Below are 18,953 nucleotides of genomic sequence, written 5' to 3' on the forward strand. Positions count from 1 at the left end.
AAAGGAGTAATAAAATGAACGTAAATTCTTTAGTAGAAAAATGGAGTCAGTTCCCGAAATTACCTATGAATCTGAAAAAAGAATTGAACGAGTTGTTAAAGGATAACGACGCAATAAATGATCATTTCTATAAACATCTTGAATTTGGAACAGGCGGCATGCGAGGGGAGATCGGAGTTGGGACAAATCGTCTTAACATCTATACGGTACGTCGCGCCATCACTGGTCTCGCTCACTACATAAATGAACAGGGTGATCGAGCAAAAGACCGTGGAGTGGTCATTGCATATGATTGTCGCTATAAATCAGAAGAATTTGCAAAAGAAATCGTCCAAGTTTTGGGTCACCACGGAATAAAGGCATTTTTATTTGATGCATTACGACCAACTCCGGAATTATCTTTTGCCGTTCGATATCTAGATGCATTCGCTGGAATCGTCATAACAGCGAGTCATAATCCCCCACAATACAACGGTATTAAAATCTATGGTGACGACGGGGGGCAAATGCCCCTTCAAATGGCAGAGCAAATTACTAGAAAAATTGATGAAGTTCAAAACGAATTGTCATTGCCGGTCAGTGAATTCAATGAATTGCTATCTCAAGGACTTGTGGAATTTATCGGTGAAACAGTCGATGAAGCCTACTTGGCTGAGGTGAAATCAATCCAGCTGAGTAAAGAAAAAGATTCTGATTTAAAAATCGTGTTTTCACCCTTACACGGTACGGCACATCATCTTATACCAGAAGGACTGAAACGGGCAGGATACCATCACGTAACGGTTGTTAAAGAACAAATGCATCCCGATCCTGAATTTTCAACAGTTGTCTCGCCTAATCCGGAAGACCACGATGCGTTTGAATATGCCATTCGCTATGGCGAAAAATATGGAGCAGATATTTTGATGGCAACTGATCCAGATGCAGATCGCCTAGGCGTCGCTGTTCGAGATCACAAGGGACAATATAATGTTTTAACGGGCAATCAAACTGGTGCTTTAATGTTAGATTATTTGTTACGCAAAAAAAGTGAGTCTAATTCGTTACCGTCGAACGGAGCTGTTGTTAAAACAATTGTCACATCCGAAATCGGTCGTGCGATTGCGGCTTCCTACAGTATCAAAACTTTTAATACATTGACAGGCTTTAAATTTATCGGCGAGAAAATTAATGAGTTTGAACAGACGACATCACATGAGTTTCTCTTTGGGTACGAAGAAAGTTATGGTTATTTGATTGGCGGTTTTGTTAGAGATAAAGATGCGGTTCAAGCAGCATTATTTATTGCTGAAGTGGCAGATGATTACAATAGACGAGGTATGACTCTGTACGATGGACTACATTTAATTTGGGAGCAATATGGCTTTTATCAGGAAGACTTAATCTCATTGACACTAAAGGGACAAGAGGGCGCTTTAAAAATAAATGATATGATTGAAAATGTTCGTCATACACCGATTACATCACTCGGGGGTCTTCAAGTAGTCATGATAGAGGACTATTTGACAGGCATTAAGACAAATCTTCATACGGGGGAAGATACAATTCTTGACCTCCCATCCTCTAACGTCATTAAGTTGTTACTAGAAAATGATGCGTGGGTAACGCTACGACCGTCTGGTACCGAGCCTAAAATTAAGTTCTATTTTGGTGTCAAAGAAGCATCTTTTGAAGAGAGTCAGAATCGTTTGACGGCCTTAAAAGATGAAATGATGATACGATTCACCGTTACTGTATAAAATCTAAAGGAGGTTACAAATATGAAAATTGCTGTAGTTGGTACCGGATACGTAGGGCTGTCGATGGCCGTGCTTCTATCTCAACATAATGAGGTATATGCTTTAGACATAATTCCTGAAAAAGTAAAAAAAATTAACTATAAACTTTCACCAATTTCAGATCCTGAAATTGAGCATTTTTTAGCCACAAAACAGTTAAACTTAGTTGCTACGTTAGATGAAAAAGAAGCAATTGAAAAGGCCGACTACGTTGTTATCGCCACGCCTACAGACTATGATCCGATTCGTAATTACTTCAACACTCAAAGTGTTGAACAAGTGATTCAAAAAGTAAAGTTGTTGAATCCAGACGCTGTCATGGTCATCAAGTCTACGGTCCCAGTAGGGTATACAGACGAGGTCAAAACAAAATTCGATACGGAAAATATCATCTTCTCGCCAGAATTCTTGCGTGAGGGCCAAGCTTTACATGATAACCTTTATCCATCACGTATCGTTGTGGGTGAGCAATCCAAGCGCGCTGAAGTGTTCGCAAACTTGTTAAAAGACGCTGCCATCAAAGACGATATTCCAATGTTGTTAACTGATTCAACTGAAGCAGAAGCTATCAAGTTGTTCTCAAACACCTATTTGGCGATGCGTGTTGCATTTTTCAACGAACTCGATACGTACGCAGAAGTTCGTGGTCTTGATTCGAAGCAAATCATTGAAGGTGTTGGACTCGATCCACGAATCGGTTCACACTACAATAATCCATCATTTGGTTACGGTGGTTACTGCTTGCCTAAAGATACGAAACAGCTTCTCGCTAACTACGAGGACGTACCGAACAATATCATCGGAGCAATTGTAGAAGCTAACCGTACCCGTAAAGATTTTGTGGCAGAGTCAATCTTGAAGCAAAATCCGAAACGTGTCGGGGTCTATCGTTTAACAATGAAAACCGATTCGGACAATTTCCGGGCATCGTCGATTCAAGGTATTATGAAGCGTATCAAGGCGAAAGGTGTCGAGGTCGTCATCTATGAGCCAGTTCTAAAAGAAGAATCGTTCTACAACTCACCTGTCATCAATGACTTTGAGACGTTCAAAGAGACAGCTGACGTCATCGTCACAAACCGCCTACATCCAGAGCTTGAAGATGTAGCGGACAAGGTCTATACACGCGACTTGTATAGCCGTGATTAAATAATAACAGCATGAGGTCGAGGACCTCATGCTATCTTTAAAAACTTAATGGTATAGTCTACTAGTTTATCAAATTAAATAACTTCTTACTTATTCATTCAAACTGTCAATCAGCTTGCGACTTTGTTCTCTGGATACGTGAAGGTAGCGTTCAGTCGTATTGATTGATTTATGTCCGAGGAGTTCGGATACACCTAGAATATTTTGACTCTTATTGTACAGTGTCGTCGCAAAACTATGACGTAACATATGACTAGTTAACTTCACTCCGAACTGTTCTTGCGCGATGTTCTTCAAATCAAAGTTTACAAAACCAGGTTGGACGACGCGTCCGGTCGGCATCAAGAAAATACGATTCGATTTGCCGACGTTCGGTCGGTACGTGGCGATATACTTCTTCAGTTCGTCGGTGAGTCGTGGTGTCATCGGGACATGACGTGTTTTATCACCTTTTCCTTTTCGAACCGTCAACAACCGCTCCTCGAAATTGATGTGATCGAGCTCTAAATTCAAAATCTCACTGATCCGTAGTCCGGCATCCCCCCCGACGAGATAAATCGTATAGAGTGTGTAATTACGGGCGTGGTACAGCACCGTGTTCAATTGATCGCGTGTAATGATCGTTGGTGGTTCACTGACACCCTCACGTGTGACTATTCGACCGAACGGATTATGATTCATCCACTGCTGCTCGATGGCATACGTGAACAGCCCACGGATACGCATGATATAAGATTTCACCGTATTGTCGGCCATTCCGCTGAGTCGTTTCTTATACGAAATCGCATGGTTTGTCTCGTCGATGTCTTGAATGTACACTGCACCGTGCTCGGCTGCATAGCGGGCGAAACGCAGTAACGAGTTACGCGTGCTTTTTAGCGTCGTCTCAGGGGCTTCTTTTCGTTCTCTCATGTCGGTCAAGTACATGTCAATTGCATCAGTCAGTAATACGTGTTTCATATCATTCACTCCTTCAAGTTGATTGCCTCTTTCAGTTCTCGTTGGACATCGGCCTTATATGCCCGCAAACGACTCGGGGAATAAGACAGCGTCTGTTCGGTCCCATCGATCAAGTGGCAGAGGAGTTCGAAATGGCGGGGTGACAGCAACAATCGCTGTTCGTCGAGCCAGTCAAAGAGATTGCGCTCGGACGTCATGCATTGTTCCGGGATTCGTTCGGCCGCGACCTCGTGCTTTAAATGTCTGGCGTTCTTCTGTTGGTGATTCAGGATGGCGCCCCGGATTCGCTGGAAGCAATACGTTTTGGACAACGTGCAGCCGCGATTCAACGCTTCCCATAGAGCGATTCTTGCGATTTGGGCACAGTCTTCCTGTTCGTTCGGGTGAATCGATAAGTGGCGGATGACATAGTGAATCATCGGTTCCCATTCGTGGATTTGATCATCAATTTGATTCATGTGTCAATTCGTTTCCGAGCGCTCTGTTGATTTTCCTAGGTTAATTCGAGTATAGTCATCGATATTCGACGATTGGTTGTTGCTGTACGTTCGCCTTCCGACTCCATTTGTTATTGTAAGCCGATATTTCAATCAAGCCCTAAGCTTACGTGTGATAAGGGCGCTAGTCCATCTCGGATATCGATGAATATCCGGTGAATGTGAGAATATGCGGTCGAGAATAAGGGGGTTCACGAGTTTCACCGTCTTCATGAACGCATTTTTGAGTCACGTCGATAAAGTGGAGTACGGAGCGACGACTACGGGAATGAACAGGTAAACGAATCGAAGTAGGTGAGCCAGTTGAGAGAAGCAACGATTGAAAACAAGAACGGCATGCGTTTGTCTGCCATTTCATACGGATGTGCCATGACCGAGTTGACGGCACCGGACCGTAACGGGAATATGGACTCCGTCATTTTGAAATATGGCAGTCCTGAGCAATACCTCGAGAACCCGGTTTATCTCGGTTCTGTCGTCGGACGAATTGCCGGACGGATTCGCAACGCGGAGATTGATGGTGTGGCCTTGACCCCAAGCGAGGCCCCGCATCATATCCACGGCGGAGATGACGGCATCACGTCCCGGCATTGGGACATGGACGTCGAGGGACAGGCGATTTACTTTACGTATGTAAGCCCAGATGGGGAAGAGGGGTATTCTGGAAACGTCACGTTCAAGGTCGTCTACGAGTTGACGGACGACAATGAACTCGTCGTCACGATGACGGCCCAGACGGACAAACGGACGTGGGTCAACTTGAACCATCACAACTATTTCAATCTCGGCGGACGGCCGACGATTCATGACCATGTGTTGACGTTGCCGGCCAATCACGTCGCGAAGCTTGATGAGGAGTCACTGCCGACGGGTGAATTGCTTGAAGTAGAGGCGACACCGTTCGACTTCCGTGACGGGAAGCCAGTCGGTGAGACGATTTCGTCGGAGGACGAAGCGATTGTGAAGGCTGGAGGACTAGATCACCCGTTCATCTTGAAGGACGGGGTGACTCGGCTGCATGACCCGGTGAGCGGACGCGTCATGGACGTCGAGACGAATCAACCGGTCATGGTCGTCTATACGGCAAACTTCCTCAGTGAAGAGACACCGGTCACGCTCGAGGGACGGCAGAAGCATAGTGCGATTTGTTTAGAAGCCCAAGCGTTCCCGGACGCACCAAACCATCCAGACATCGCTACATCGATCGAACTGAAACCCGAGGAGTTGTATCACTCGAGGACGGTTTATCGGTTTGGGGTGGAATAACGAAATGGACCTGATGACGCAGTAGCGTCGTCAGGTCCGTTTTCATTAGGTCCGCAAATATTCTTCGATTAATACGTCAATTAAGACAAACAGTGGGGAACGAGGCGTAATATCATATCCTGAACGTGATTCTGTTGGAAAAGCCGTACTCAAGTTGAAATGGACAAGTTGAGATAGCGTACTATCAGCCGCATTAGTGAAGGCAAATAGTTGCGCCCCGGTGAAACGAAGTTTTTTTACTGATTGAATGAGGGTTTGTGTCTCCCCACTCATCGAGATGAAGATGACAACATCGTTCGGTTTCAGTAGATTTGGCAACAAGTCAATTAAATGAGATTCGTAAGCATGCATAGCAGGCTTATTTGCTTGAATCAGTCGTTGAGAAGCATACTCTCCGACCGTTTTTGTCAAACCTACAGATACGATAAAAATGGAAGGGGCTTGTTTGATGATGTTGCCCATTCGTTTTAAACGAGTCAAATCGATTTGATCGAATGTTTCAGTTAAAAAGGGGATATACTCCTGAATAAGTGATGAATAAGTAATCGTTTTCGGTTGGTTCATTTGTTTCAATCTATATTTTAAATCAGAGAAGCCTTCTAGTCCGAGTTTGTGTGTCATTCGAATGACCGTCGTTGTAGAAACCCGCGTCGCTTCAGCCAGTTTGACCAATGTCAAGGCATCTATACCATCGATGTGGTTATCCAAATAATATAAGACGAGTTTCTCTGATTCACTTAACTGTTCCATTTCACTATGAAACTTAGCGATGACTTTCCCCATCTGATCCCTCCTTATTCCTTGTACAATTATACACAATCCGTACAAAACGGGAAGCGTTACCATGATAAAAATAGAGTGTAGATGAAAGCGCTTCAACTAACAATAGGTATCGGGGGTATTAACATGGAATTACGGCATATGACCAATGACCGCCTCTTGTTCCTCGACGCAACGTTCGCGTCAAAGGAAGAGGCAATCGACCGACTCGTCGGTGCCCTATATGAACAAAATATTGTCTCCTCCAAAGAAGGATTCAAGCAAGTCGTCCTTGAGCGCGAGGCCCATTCGGCAACGGGGCTCGAGGCTGGGCTCGCCATCCCGCATGGTAAGTCTTCGCTCGTCAAGGAAGCGAAAGTGGCGATTGCACGACTTCAGACACCACTCACAGATTGGGAATCAATCGATCCGAACAACGAAGTCGATTTGATTTTCTTACTCGCTATTCCTGAAGCTGAGGCGGGATCGACGCACTTGACGTTGCTCGCGGAATTGTCGACACGGCTCATGAAACCCACTTATCGAGACGGATTGTATGCGGCAAAAACAAATGAGGAGTTCTTGCAAAACTTAGACCGTGTCGAGCAGACGACCTCGTCTTCGCCAGAAGCGACAGGGAAAACCGTCCTTGCTGTTACCGCCTGTGCGGCCGGTATCGCACACACGTATATGGCCGCAGAAGCACTTGAACAGGCAGGGCGTGAACTTGGGATTCGTGTCCTCGTCGAGAAGCAAGGAGCGAATGGCATCGAGGACCGGCATACGAAAGCTGTGATTCAAGAAGCGGACGCTGTCGTGTTTGCGGTCGATACAAAAGTGAAAGACCAAGAGCGTTACGCTGGACTGCCATACGTCCAGACGCGTGTGGCCGACCCGCTCCGTCGGGCGAAAGAACTTCTCCTTGAAGCAACATCAACGACTCAAAAAGTAGCCGGTGACGCGAGTGACGTCACCGATGAGGCACCGAAGAAAAAAGGTGTCAAAGGGTTCTTTGGAGAGATGGCGCAAGCCGTTATGACGGGAATCTCGTATATGATTCCACTTCTTGTCGCCGCAGGTCTCATGCTTGGGATTGCCAAGCTGACATGGATGTACGGACTCGGGCTTGATATCGCTGATCTCGCAAATCCTGACAACGGGACAGCTGGTGGTGCGATTCAGTTCTTCTACTTCTTAGATTTATTCGGCAGTATGATCTTTAAGTTCTTATATGCGATTTTCGCCATGTTTGTCGCTTATGCGATTGCTGACCGTGTCGGTCTGGTACCTGGTTTTCTTGGTGGACTATTTGCCAACGGACTTCACTACACGTTCTGGGGCATTGAAGGTGGGATTCCGAGTGGATTCCTTGGGGCACTCGTCCTCGGTCTCTCGGCCGGTTACTTGGCTCGTTTCTTAAACCAAAAGATCAAGTTGTCTCCAAATTTCCAGGCGATGAAGCCGATGTTCCTCATCCCGGGGATCACCGTGCTCGCTGTCTTCATTTTGAACCAATACGTGGTCGATCCAGTCTTTGGCCAGTTGAATGCTGCGATGGCAGCATTCATCACGAGCATGACCGGTGCCGGTGAACTCACGCTCTCGGCCATCATCGCTGCAGCGACCGCCTTCGACCTTGGTGGTCCTGTAAACAAAGCAGCCGGTGCGATTGCGATTGGTATGGCAGCGGATGAGATTTTCCCACTCACGCCGCGCGTCCTCGCCATCGTCATCCCACCGATGGGACTCGGCCTCGCCACGATTATCGACCGTTTCGTCGTCGGGCGTCGTGTATTTGATGCCAACTTGCGCGTCGCAGGGAACACTGCATTCTTGCTCGGTTTCCTCGCCATCTCGGAAGGGGCGATCCCGTTCATGCTACGTAACCCGCTTATCACGATTCCGATTAACATTATCGGAGCGATCATCGGGGCATGTACGGCCGTCTATCTCGGCGCCATCCAGTGGTACCCACTCCCGGCAGTTTGGGGTTGGCCGCTCGTTGAGAACTTTTGGGCTTACTTTATCGGCCTAGCATCAGGTGTATTGTTTATCGCTTTCGCCAATATCTTCGTCCGCTATGCATTCATCAAACGTCGTGAACGCCGTGGGGAAGAGATCTTTTAAACAGTGAATAGAGGCTGGGGAAACCTAGTCTCTTTCTTATTTCTAGGAGGGTATACCATGAAAACAGGAAAACCGAACGTCCATATTGTCCCGCACTCGCATTGGGACCGGGAGTGGTATTTCACAATCGAAGATTCGAACGTCTTACTCGTCGAGAACCTAGACCGTCTGTTGGACGTCCTCGAGGCAGATTCGACCTACGTCTCATACGTATTTGATGGCCAAGTATCAATCGTCGAGGAGTACTTGAAAATTCGTCCGGAAGAGCGGGACCGCATGAAACGTTTCATCACCGAGCGCCGTCTCTTCGTCGGACCGTGGTACACCCAGACCGACACGCTCCTCGTCAATCGAGAGTCGATCATCCGGAATTTGTTGTATGGGACACGGATCGCCAAAGCGATGGGGCACTCGATGAACATCGGGTATCTTCCTGATATCTTCGGACAAAACGCGTACCTCCCTTCATTCTTCAAAGACTTTGGAATTGATTACAGCGTCTTGCAACGCGGGATTTATCACGACGAGATCAAGGGAGATTTAAACTTTCATTGGCAATCTCCTGACGGTGCCCGTGTCAAGACGAATTACATCTTCTTCGGCTACGGGCCCGGTAAGTTCTTAGAGGCAACGGGCGCATATAAAACAGAACGACTCGACCCTATCCTCGAGACGCTCGCGTCAATGAACCAATCGACGGATGAACTGTTGCTCCCGTCGGGTGGGGACCAAGTACTCGTCCGCGAGCATTTCCCGGAGACCGTCCGTCGTTTGAACGAGATGGATCGAGAACGGACGTATCAACTGTCTGACTACGAGACGTTCATGGAGGCGGCGTTTGCGAGCGAGATGCCGAACACGATTGAAGGCGAGCTGATCGCCTCACAGAAGTCGCGGATGCACCACACGATCCGCTCGCAGCGCGTCGACTTGAAGCAAGGGAACTATGCGGTGGAGACGAAACTGATTGACCAGCTCGAGCCGCTCGGTGTCATCGCAGAGTCACTCGGCTTCCGGTATCCGAAGGCGTGGATCGATCACGTCTGGAAAGAATTGTTCGACGTCCATTCCCACGATTCGATCGGTGGCTGTAACTCGGATGCGACGAACGACGACATCAAAAAACGACTCGAAAAATGTGAACGGATCGTCGATGGACTAATTAACTTGCTGAAGAAGCAGATCGCCCGAGCCGTCGATGTGCCGACAGAAGAGCTCGTCTTGTTCTTCAACTATGTCCCGAAACAGCGCACCCTGATTGAAGACGTCGTTGTCTTTACGAAGGATTCAAACGTCGGGATCGTGACGCTTGACGGCGGCACGGTTCACACCGTTATCCGCGAGCAAGGTTACGTGAGCGGCGGCAAGAAGATCGTCGTCACGGCAGACGGTGAGAAAGAAGTCGAAGTGCCAGGCTATTACCGGACGGTGCTCGCAGCCGAAGTCGCACTACCGAGCCTAGGGTATGCGGCATACCGGGTCGTGAACGAGACGAAGGCGACACTTGGCGAGTCGGACGTGGCACTGATCGCGAACGACCGACTGGCCGTCACGTTCGAAGAGGGACGTGTGAAGATGGGGACCGGGACGCACGACGTCGACCTGTTCACGTTTGAAGATACGGCGGACACGGGTGACTCGTATGATTACTCACCGCTCGTCGGTGAGACACCAATCACGACAGCGCAGGCTGAACTGGTCGACGTCTCCAAGAGCGAACTCGTTTCGACGATGACCGTCAAGCACACCTGGTCGCTCCCTATTGATTTGGAGGCACGAGGAACGGACAAGTTGAAGCAGCAGACGATTGTGACGAAACTCGAGGTGCGTCAAGGCGAAGCGTTCGTCCGCGTGAACCACGAGCTCGACAACGACGTCAAAGACCATCGAGTCCGTGTCTTGTTCCCATGGAAGCTCGAACGCACCTTTGCCGACCAAGCGTACACGGCAATCGAGCGAAAGCAAAACCCGCGTGTCGCTGTCTGGAAAGAAGAAAAGTACGCCGAGAAGCCTGTCTCGATTTATCCGCTCGAGAACTATGTCGTAGCGGAAGGCGATGGCGCACTCGGCGTCATCACCCAAGGGCTAAAAGAGTATGAACACCTCGATGACGGTCTCGCGCTCACATTGTTCCGCTCTGTCGGCCTGCTCGGGAAAGACGATCTCGCGTGGCGCCCTGGTCGCGCTTCCGGCATCAACAACAAAGTCGTCGAGACACCGGACGCGCAAATGCTTGGCCGCATGAGTTTCGACTACGCGCTCGGCGTCGCGGATCGCTTCGACGCGATGGACTGGACCGAACGGACCGAGACGTATAAAGCGAACCGGGCCAGCTACCATAAACAAGCGCTCAACACGTTCGAGGAACGATTGGAGCGCTTCGAGATCCCGCAGCCCGTCGACCGCATACCGGCGACGTACTCCCTCTTGACGACGCGTCATTTCGTATCAGCCATCAAACGAGGTGAGGACGGCGGACGGATCGTTCGACTGTTCAACCCGTCAAGCGAGGACGTCCCGCTCCACATCGAGACGGCAGGGACGATCCAACATGTCTCGCTCGCCGAGACTAAAGTGGACGGGCAAGACGTCATCAAGGCACACGGATATATCACGTTACACATCAAGGAGGAAACGTCATGAACTGGACTGTGATCGAACAACATTTACGCTTTGTGTATAAAGAACGGGCCGACGAGGCGATGGAAGGGATGCGCGCGCTCGTCGACCGCTTTGAACAGGTCTCGTTTGACGAGACGGCACCGCTCACGGAGAAGAACGTCTACTTGATCACGTATGGGGACGCGATTCAACGGAAAGGTGAGGCTTCGCTGCAGACGCTCCATCACTTCTTGAACCGAGAAGCAAAAGGGGTCATCACGGACGTGCATCTGTTGCCGATGTTCCCGTACACATCCGATGATGGTTTCTCGGTCACGGATTACCGTGCCATCAACCCGGACTACGGGACGTGGCAAGAAATTGCCTCATTCTCTCGTGACTTCCGGCTCATGTATGACTTCGTCGCCAACCACTTGTCGAAATCGAGTGACTGGTTCAAAGGCTATGTCGCCGGTGACGAACGCTACGCAGAATTTTTTATCCCGGAAGACCCGTCGTTTGATGCGAGCCGTGTCGTGCGACCCCGCACGTCACCGCTGATTCATACGTACGGCGACAAGACGGCATGGACGACGTTCAGTGAAGACCAAGTCGATGTGAACGTGGCGCACATCCCGGCCTTCCTTGAATTGACGGACGTGCTCCTCGACTACTTGGCGAAAGGTGCGTCATCGATCCGCCTTGATGCCATCGGTTTCCTGTGGAAAGAATCAGGGACGACATGCATCCATTTGCCGGAGACACATGCCTTGATTCAAGTGTGGCGTGAACTCGTCGATCATTTCAAGCCGGGAGCGCAAATCATCACGGAGACGAACGTGCCGCACGAAGAGAACATCAGTTACTTCGGCAACGGGGACGACGAGGCGAACCAAGTGTACCAATTCTCGCTCCCGCCACTCGTACTCTACAGCTATACGACGAACGAGGCGACGAAGCTCTCCAACTGGGCGCGACAAATCAAACCGGTATCGGAGACGGGGACGTACTTCAACTTCCTCGCGTCACACGATGGCATCGGCATGCGCCCGACCGAAGGAATCTTAGATGAGACGGACCGCCAACTCCTCGTCGACAAAGTCGTCCGAAACCATGGACGCGTGTCCTATAAATCGAATCCGGACGGCAGCCAGACGGTATATGAATTGAACATCAACTACATGGATGCGCTCGCGAATGCTGGCGAGCAAGACACACCGCTCCATCTTCAAAAGATGTTGTCCGCCCACAGTATCCTGCTGTCCGTCGTCGGAGTGCCGGCGATCTATTACCATTCGTTGTTCGGCTCGCGAAACGATGAGGCGGCCGTCGAATCGAGCGGCATCAATCGCCGCATTAACCGCGAGAAACTCGACGCAGACACGCTCCATGCGGAGCTTGAGACCGATGCGCGCCGTCGCGGTGTGTTCAGCGGTCTGAAGCGCATGATTTCACTTCGTGGTCAATACGATGCGTTCAGTCCTTATGCCGACCAAGACGTCCTCGATCTTGACGTGCGCGTCTTCGCGGTGAAACGGACCGGCGCGACGTCGACACTTGTCGCCGTCGCCAACGTCAGTCCTGAGACGGTCGAATTGAAGCTGAGCGGGAAGAACGTCTTCACGGACACGACGGGTCCAATCACGCTCGAGCCGTACGGTTTTGCCTGGGTCGAGGTGTGATATGCGGGTGGTCTGTGCGATTGATTCATTCAAAGGCTCGCTCTCTTCCCGCGAGGTCGGAGAAGCGGCTGGGAACGGAGCGGTACGAGCCGGCGCGGAAGCGGTCATCGTCCCGATTGCCGATGGAGGCGAAGGGACGCTCGAGGCGCTGACGAGCTTGTTGTCCCATGAGCTAGTCCAAATCACAGTGGAAGACTTGATGCATCGACCGTTCGCATCGACGTACGCCCGGTTCGACGACTTCACGCTCATCGAATGTGCGGAGACGCTCGGCATCACCAAGTTCACCCCTAATCCTGAGTTTGTCCCGTATGTGAGCAGTTACGGTGTCGGCCAACAAATCAAAGACGCTTTGCCGGCCGCACGAATCGTCGTCACCCTCGGTGGGAGCGGGACGACGGACGGCGGGACGGGGATGCTTCAAGCGCTCGGCGCCGTCTTCACGTGTGACGGCAGTGTCATTCCGCATGATACGAACCCGTTATGGACGTTTGATGACGTCGACTTGTCAGGACTCGATCCGCGGTTGACGTCGACATCACTCATCATCGCGACCGATGTCACGAACCCACTCGCCGGGGCGTCAGGAGCGGCCCACGTCTTCGCCGCTCAAAAAGGAGCGACCGCCGAACAGATTGAGTGCTTGGACCGTCAACTCGCCTTGCTCGGACGTATGCTTGGGGATGTCGCCGATATCCCGGGAAGTGGAGCGGCAGGAGGCCTTGGGGCCGGCCTGCTCACGCTTGGCGGACGCATCATCTCGGGGTTCGATTGGGTCGCCGAGACTGTCGGTCTGGAACAGGCGTGCCTTGGAGCGGATTTGATTATCACAGGAGAAGGGCGGATTGACCGCCAGTCCGCCAAAGGCAAAGTGCCGGCCGGTGTCGCGAGACTCGGCCAGGAACTTGGTGTCCCCGTCGTCGCCCTGGCCGGCAGCGTCGGGATGGAGCTCGGCGACTTTGCGGATCAGTTTGCCGGTGTCTTTTCGATTCAAAGCACATGCCGTCCACTCGAAGAGGCGATGCGGCCTCATGTGGCACGGGCTGAAGTCGAACGAAGCGCAGAACAGATCGTTCGTTTGAGACAGGCTTGAACTTCGGTAGCGATACCGGAATTTTTCCTTATTGTACAAGAAACGCAAAAACCTATGAAAAAATTATGCTATGCTTTTGGTGGGAAAATGCCAAAGGTGGAATGGACCATGACGGAACGACAACGTAAACTTTTAGATTTGCTGAAGCATAAAGACTGGATGTCGACGAAAGATATCGCCTGGTCACTCAAATGTTCGGAACGGACGGTACGGACCGAGTTACGGCTCCTCGAACAGCTACCAGGGGTCATGATTGAGACGAGCCGTGGGAAAGGTGTCCGGTTAATCGAGAATCGACATGTCGATACACCAGAAACAGAAGATCGTGACTCTCGCATCAAACATGAACTCGTTCAACTATTATTTGATGAATTGGACTCGATCCAAACTGCAGAACGAACGTTTTATGTGAGTGAGGCGACCGTTAAGCAGGACATGGATGAAGTAGAACGACTTCTCACTGGGCACGGCCTGACATTCAATCGACGAACGTTTCGCGTAGAAGGCGAAGAGCTGGTGAAACGGGAGCTGTTGACACAACAACTTGTCCACGCTCGATTCAATTGGGCCCACAGTCAAGATGTCCAACTCATTGAGGCCTTCCTGCTCCAATGGGAACATCGCGTCGGGAAGCAATACGCCGATTCGGCGGCGGAATTACTTCAGGCCCGGTTGCTCGTCACACTAAAACGTGTGCGGCGACGCAGTTACGTTGACCTGTCACCGATTGGTTATGAGATGGCAGAAGCAACGAATGGTTATTCGTTGTTATGTGAACTTGTGGAAGACATCGAACGAGCACTTGGATTATCCATCCCAGCTGTCGAACGTGCTTACATGATGCTTGCCCTCGCCGGCGCCCAAGAGTTCATCCCGTCAGAAGATCGGGTGACGACAGAACTCGCACGGACAACGAATCGATTTGCGCTCGCTGTAATCGGTACGATTTATGGAGGGGTCTTGCAACGTGAGTTATTCCAATCGCTACTCGCTCACATTCGACCGATGGTATATCGGCAACTGATTAAAGCGCATGTCGACAATCCGCTTTTGGATCAAATCAAACGTCGGTTTACAGCGACGTATGCAGCGGTGTTACGTCATGCTTCGATTTTAGAGGAAGAGCTAGACTTATACGTGACCGAGGCTGAAGTCGGCTTTTTGACGCTCCATTTTCAAACGATGCTTGAAGAACGACGTCGCGTCGAGAAGAAACGGATCTTGCTCGTCTGTACGTACGGTATGGGGACGAGCAAGCTGATTGCGGCACGACTCAAGAATCATTTTCACGAGTCAATTGAAATTGTCGGCTTTTCATCGTCACGTGATGTCAATCATCAAGTTGCCATTCACGCTCCTGATTTGATTTTGTCGACCGTTAGCTTGAAGCAAGACCTTGTTCCAGTGCACGTCGTCTCGGCCGTATTGACGGAGCAAGACGTGGCCCATTTGAGACAAACGTTCGGACTAGGTGGCGTCTCGCATGCAACGATTGCATCGGTCATCGAACATATTGTCTTTGTTGACAGTGTACTTTCACGTGGACATGCGCTTAGTTTATTGATGGAGCAAGTCAATATCGACCCGATTTATGCAGAAACCGTATATGCGAGGGAACGAACCGGACCGACTTCGATTGGACAGAGCGTTGCCATTCCACACGGAAATCCTGAGCATGCGACGACGAACCGAATCGATGTACTCGTGTCAAAAGAGCCAATTGAGTGGGGGCAAGAGAAGGTCCAACTCGTGTTTCTCCTTCAGTTCCGCGACTCGGACGCGACGTTCTCGAGTCACTTGTTTGAAGAGATTGCAGCGCTTACGGAAAATCCGGCGCTCGTCCGGAAACTCATCGAGACGAAAGACAAGATGGCATTCCGTAAATTGTTGTTGCCGTAGGCAACGGCAAAACGTCATCTGAAACCCCTTTCAGATTCAAGTAAAGTGTAGATGTAGCCAGTACAAATCAAACACTTACATGAAAGGGGAATACGGATATGAAGATTGTTGCGATTACGGCTTGTCCGGTCGGAATTGCGCATACGTACATGGCGGCTGAAAAGCTGTCAAAGACGGGTGCGGAACTTGGGCATGATGTGAAAGTCGAGACACACGGGTCAATCGGAATTGAAAATGGATTGACTGAACAAGAAATCAAGGAGGCGGATGGTGTCATCATCGCCGCCGATAAGACGGTCGACCTCGAGCGTTTTGCAGGAAAACGTATCGTCGTCGTTCCGGTCGCTGATGCCATCAAACAGCCTGCCGAATTGATTGAACGAGTCAAAACAGCACCGGTGCAAAAAGCATCAACTAAAACATCGGAGACGAAAAAAGGGAAAGACGGAAACATCGTCTATCGGGCCCTCATGAACGGTGTCAGTCACATGATTCCATTCGTCGTCGTCGGCGGTCTGTTGATTGCCCTTGCGTTAGCTATCGGTGGTGAGCCGACTGCGAACGGTCTTGCGATTCCGGAAGGTTCGATTTGGCAAAAAGTATTAGATGTCGGTGGAGCGGCCTTCATGTTCATGGTTCCAATCCTAGCCGGTTATATCGCCTACGCGATTGCGGATCGTCCAGCCCTCGCGCCAGGTGTCGTCGGTGGTTATATCGCTGCGAACGGTAGCTTTTATGGGTCCGAGGCAGGCGCTGGTTTCTTAGGTGGGATTTTAGCAGGTTTTGCAGCCGGATATCTCGTTCGTTGGATTAAGACGTGGAAAGTGCCACAGATGATTCAACCGATTATGCCGATTCTCGTCATCCCGATTATCAGTATGGTCGCTATCGCAGCGCTGTTCATCTTCGTTGTCGGGGCACCGATTGCCGGATTGATGGAAGGGCTCACAACTTTGCTTCAAGGCATGGAAGGGTCGAGTAAAATCGTCCTAGGTCTCTTACTTGGAGCGATGATCGCCTTTGATATGGGTGGTCCAGTCAACAAAGTTGCCTTCCTGTTCGGGGCTTCAATGATTGCCGAAGGACAGACGGGCATCATGGGTGCCATCGCAGTCGCGATTTGTATCCCACCACTTGGTATGGGGATTGCCACGTTCATTCGTAAAAAACTGTTCGTCAAAGAAGAACAAGAAGCTGGTAAAGCAGCCTTCATGATGGGGCTAGTCGGAATCACAGAAGGGGCCATCCCATTCGCAGCCGGGGATCCGCTTCGTGTCATTCCAGCGAACATGATTGGTGCGATGGTCGGGGCGGCAATCGCTATCACGGTCGGAGTGACGAATAACGTCCCTCATGGCGGACCGGTCGTCGCTGTACTCGGTGCTGTCGACAACGTCATCATGTTCTTCGTCTCCGTCATCATCGGATCGCTCATCACAGCGTTCACGACGATTTTCTTAAAAGAACGGGCACAGCGTAAAGTCAAACAGTCGGAATCACTCAAACAAGTCGGGTAAGGAGAGATACAGATGAAACTCATGAACTACATGGAAGAAGCATTGATTGAATTGGACTTGGCGGCGACATCACGTGAAGAAGCGTTCGAGGTGTTGACGCAAAAATTAGACGAAGCGGGATACTTGAATGATCGTGCGGCATACGTGGCAGCGCTCGAAGCACGGGAAGCGCTCAGTTCGACCGGGATCGGATTTGAAGTCGCGATTCCGCATGGAAAAACAAATGCGGTCAATCGTCCGGTCATTGCGTTTGCGAAAGCGCCGGCCGGCATCGAATGGGATAGTCTCGACGGCGAACCGGCGAAATTGATTTTTATGATTGGTGTACCAGAAGCGGCAGAAGGAGATGAACATCTCCGGATTCTCGCTCTCTTGAGCCGACGTCTCATTGATGATGAGTTCCGTAATCAATTGAAGGCGGCGACGACAGTCGAGGAAGTCGTCGCTCAACTAGAGACCGTATATGCATAAGATCTAGGGCGCTCAAGATGAGCGTCCTATTGACATGTCGTTTATTAAATTGGAATCAAATCCCAAAAAAATATGTTATATTAATAAAATCAAATGAAGTACCGATTTTAGGAGGAAAACCATGGCTATTTTAAAATGTAAACCAGTCTTTCAGGAGCGCTTGTGGGGTGGCCGAAAGCTCGAAACCTCGTTCGGATATGATATTCCAGAGGGAAATATCGGAGAATGTTGGGGTATCTCAGCTCATCCAAATGGAATGAGCGTGATCGAGTCTGGAGAATTTGGAGGACAGACGCTCGCTGAGTTATGGAAGGAACGCCGAGAGTTGTTCGGGACGTATACGCTTGATGAATTTCCACTCTTGATTAAAGTGCTCGACGCCGCTGATGATTTATCGGTTCAAGTCCATCCAAACGATGAAGAGGCGATGCGACTCGAAGGCGAGCGTTACGGGAAGACGGAGTGCTGGTATGTCGTCGAGGCCGAAGACGGGGCAGAGCTGATTCTCGGCCACTCGGCCGAGACGAAGCAACAGCTGACAGACAAGATTGAGCACGGGGAGTGGGACGAGTTGTTACGTCGTCAACCCGTGAAAGCGGGAGATTTCGTATTCGTACCGAGCGGAACGATTCATGCGATAGGAAAAGGGATTGTCATCCTCGAGACACAGCAATCGTCTGACACGACGTATCGAGTGTATGATTTTGACCGAACAGACAATGCAGGCAACACGCGCGCACTTCATCTCAATCAAGCGATTGAAGTGACGACCGTCCCAGACCGTCCGGCGCTCGTTACGCCGACGTCAAAGGACGTATCAGGTGGAACGGTCCAGACGCTCGTCGAGACAGAAGAGTTCAATGTGTACCGTATGGACGTCCGTGATGGATTCCAAGTCCGGCAGCTTGACCGTTTCCGACTCATCAGCGTGCTTGACGGCGCCGGGACACTTGATGGAATCCCGCTTCAAAAAGGCGATCACGTTGTCGTGACCGTCTCAGAAGAACCGCTACAAGTAGTCGGAGCAATGGAATGGATTGTGAGCGACCGAGTAACAGTTTAATAAGCAAAGGCATCGGCGACGATGTCTTTTTTGTAAGAAATCATGGTCAAACCATTTAAAAAGGCATAAAGTGGAACTGAAATGAGATGAA

General features: G+C 50.1%; 14 protein-coding genes. 11 read left to right on the plus strand and 3 right to left on the minus strand.

Features of this window, described 5'->3' with window-relative positions; genetic code table 11:
- Positions 1 to 14: 14 nt before the first annotated feature.
- Both KNP86_RS12880 and KNP86_RS12885 read left to right on the plus strand, forming a co-directional pair.
- Complete coding sequence (locus KNP86_RS12880) at positions 15 to 1,739, plus strand: phospho-sugar mutase (protein ID WP_214754771.1); 1,725 nt, start codon at positions 15 to 17, stop codon at positions 1,737 to 1,739.
- Positions 1,740 to 1,760: 21 nt separating this feature from the next.
- Complete coding sequence (locus KNP86_RS12885; RefSeq protein WP_214754773.1) at positions 1,761 to 2,927, plus strand: nucleotide sugar dehydrogenase; 1,167 nt, start codon at positions 1,761 to 1,763, stop codon at positions 2,925 to 2,927.
- A gap of 90 nt (positions 2,928 to 3,017) precedes the next feature.
- Here KNP86_RS12885 and KNP86_RS12890 read toward each other — a convergent pair whose 3' ends face one another.
- Together KNP86_RS12890 and KNP86_RS12895 are read right to left on the minus strand one after the other, a co-directional pair.
- A complete protein-coding gene (locus KNP86_RS12890) occupies positions 3,018 to 3,887 on the minus strand; it encodes a tyrosine-type recombinase/integrase (protein ID WP_214754775.1) in 870 nt (289 codons plus the stop codon).
- Positions 3,888 to 3,892: 5 nt separating this feature from the next.
- Positions 3,893 to 4,345, minus strand: coding sequence for a sigma factor (locus KNP86_RS12895; protein ID WP_214754777.1), 453 nt, complete (start codon positions 4,343 to 4,345; stop codon positions 3,893 to 3,895).
- Positions 4,346 to 4,678: 333 nt separating this feature from the next.
- Here KNP86_RS12895 and KNP86_RS12900 point away from each other — a divergent pair, with 333 nt between their 5' ends.
- On the plus strand, positions 4,679 to 5,650 hold the full coding sequence (locus tag KNP86_RS12900) for an aldose epimerase family protein (protein ID WP_353048183.1): 972 nt from the start codon (positions 4,679 to 4,681) through the stop codon (positions 5,648 to 5,650).
- A 45-nt stretch (positions 5,651 to 5,695) separates the two neighbouring features.
- On the opposite strand, the gene KNP86_RS12905 is transcribed toward KNP86_RS12900, so the two are convergent.
- Positions 5,696 to 6,433 (minus strand): MurR/RpiR family transcriptional regulator, encoded by a 738-nt coding sequence (locus KNP86_RS12905; RefSeq protein WP_214754781.1) that lies wholly within the window; start codon positions 6,431 to 6,433, stop codon positions 5,696 to 5,698.
- A 123-nt stretch (positions 6,434 to 6,556) separates the two neighbouring features.
- On the opposite strand from KNP86_RS12905, the gene KNP86_RS12910 reads away from it, so the two are divergent.
- The 8 genes from KNP86_RS12910 to manA all read left to right on the plus strand — a co-directional run bounded on the left by KNP86_RS12910 (position 6,557) and on the right by manA (position 18,862).
- The gene (locus KNP86_RS12910; protein WP_214754783.1) at positions 6,557 to 8,536 is read left to right on the plus strand and encodes a fructose-specific PTS transporter subunit EIIC; all 1,980 of its coding nucleotides are present in this window, start codon (positions 6,557 to 6,559) and stop codon (positions 8,534 to 8,536) included.
- A 57-nt stretch (positions 8,537 to 8,593) separates the two neighbouring features.
- Positions 8,594 to 11,179, plus strand: coding sequence for a glycoside hydrolase family 38 N-terminal domain-containing protein (locus tag KNP86_RS12915; protein ID WP_214754785.1), 2,586 nt, complete (start codon positions 8,594 to 8,596; stop codon positions 11,177 to 11,179).
- A complete protein-coding gene (locus KNP86_RS12920; protein WP_214754787.1) occupies positions 11,176 to 12,819 on the plus strand; it encodes an alpha-amylase family glycosyl hydrolase in 1,644 nt (547 codons plus the stop codon). The genes KNP86_RS12915 and KNP86_RS12920 overlap by 4 nt, the downstream gene beginning before the upstream one ends.
- A gap of 1 nt (position 12,820) precedes the next feature.
- Positions 12,821 to 13,912 carry a glycerate kinase gene (locus tag KNP86_RS12925; RefSeq protein ID WP_214754789.1) on the plus strand — a complete coding sequence of 364 codons (1,092 nt, stop codon included), beginning with the start codon at positions 12,821 to 12,823 and terminating at the stop codon, positions 13,910 to 13,912.
- 108 nt (positions 13,913 to 14,020) lie between these two features.
- The gene (locus KNP86_RS12930; RefSeq protein ID WP_214754791.1) at positions 14,021 to 15,811 is read left to right on the plus strand and encodes a BglG family transcription antiterminator; all 1,791 of its coding nucleotides are present in this window, start codon (positions 14,021 to 14,023) and stop codon (positions 15,809 to 15,811) included.
- Between the two features lie 98 nt (positions 15,812 to 15,909).
- Positions 15,910 to 17,328, plus strand: a complete 1,419-nt coding sequence (locus tag KNP86_RS12935) for a PTS fructose transporter subunit IIC (protein ID WP_285800909.1) — start codon at positions 15,910 to 15,912, stop codon at positions 17,326 to 17,328.
- 12 nt (positions 17,329 to 17,340) lie between these two features.
- Positions 17,341 to 17,799 (plus strand): PTS sugar transporter subunit IIA, encoded by a 459-nt coding sequence (locus tag KNP86_RS15735; RefSeq protein ID WP_029594822.1) that lies wholly within the window; start codon positions 17,341 to 17,343, stop codon positions 17,797 to 17,799.
- A gap of 121 nt (positions 17,800 to 17,920) precedes the next feature.
- Complete coding sequence (gene manA, locus KNP86_RS12940) at positions 17,921 to 18,862, plus strand: mannose-6-phosphate isomerase, class I (protein WP_214754793.1); 942 nt, start codon at positions 17,921 to 17,923, stop codon at positions 18,860 to 18,862.
- The last annotated feature ends 91 nt before the right edge of the window (positions 18,863 to 18,953 follow it).

Origin of the sequence: Exiguobacterium sp. s16 (genome assembly GCF_018618115.1) — a bacterium.
Taxonomy (GTDB): Bacteria; Bacillota; Bacilli; order Exiguobacteriales; family Exiguobacteriaceae; genus Exiguobacterium; species Exiguobacterium mexicanum_A.

What these genes read in the sequence shown, in the direction of transcription:
- KNP86_RS12880 (WP_214754771.1), top strand. Translation starts at nt 15, where the DNA reads ATGAACGTAAATTCTTTAGTAGAAAAATGGAGTCAGTTCCCGAAATTA.
- KNP86_RS12885 (WP_214754773.1), top strand. Translation starts at nt 1,761, where the DNA reads ATGAAAATTGCTGTAGTTGGTACCGGATACGTAGGGCTGTCGATGGCC.
- KNP86_RS12890 (WP_214754775.1), bottom strand. Translation starts at nt 3,887, where the DNA reads ATGAAACACGTATTACTGACTGATGCAATTGACATGTACTTGACCGAC.
- KNP86_RS12895 (WP_214754777.1), bottom strand. Translation starts at nt 4,345, where the DNA reads ATGAATCAAATTGATGATCAAATCCACGAATGGGAACCGATGATTCAC.
- KNP86_RS12905 (WP_214754781.1), bottom strand. Translation starts at nt 6,433, where the DNA reads ATGGGGAAAGTCATCGCTAAGTTTCATAGTGAAATGGAACAGTTAAGT.
- KNP86_RS12910 (WP_214754783.1), top strand. Translation starts at nt 6,557, where the DNA reads ATGGAATTACGGCATATGACCAATGACCGCCTCTTGTTCCTCGACGCA.
- KNP86_RS12915 (WP_214754785.1), top strand. Translation starts at nt 8,594, where the DNA reads ATGAAAACAGGAAAACCGAACGTCCATATTGTCCCGCACTCGCATTGG.
- KNP86_RS12920 (WP_214754787.1), top strand. Translation starts at nt 11,176, where the DNA reads ATGAACTGGACTGTGATCGAACAACATTTACGCTTTGTGTATAAAGAA.
- KNP86_RS12925 (WP_214754789.1), top strand. Translation starts at nt 12,821, where the DNA reads ATGCGGGTGGTCTGTGCGATTGATTCATTCAAAGGCTCGCTCTCTTCC.
- KNP86_RS12930 (WP_214754791.1), top strand. Translation starts at nt 14,021, where the DNA reads ATGACGGAACGACAACGTAAACTTTTAGATTTGCTGAAGCATAAAGAC.
- KNP86_RS12935 (WP_285800909.1), top strand. Translation starts at nt 15,910, where the DNA reads ATGAAGATTGTTGCGATTACGGCTTGTCCGGTCGGAATTGCGCATACG.
- KNP86_RS15735 (WP_029594822.1), top strand. Translation starts at nt 17,341, where the DNA reads ATGAAACTCATGAACTACATGGAAGAAGCATTGATTGAATTGGACTTG.
- manA (WP_214754793.1), top strand. Translation starts at nt 17,921, where the DNA reads ATGGCTATTTTAAAATGTAAACCAGTCTTTCAGGAGCGCTTGTGGGGT.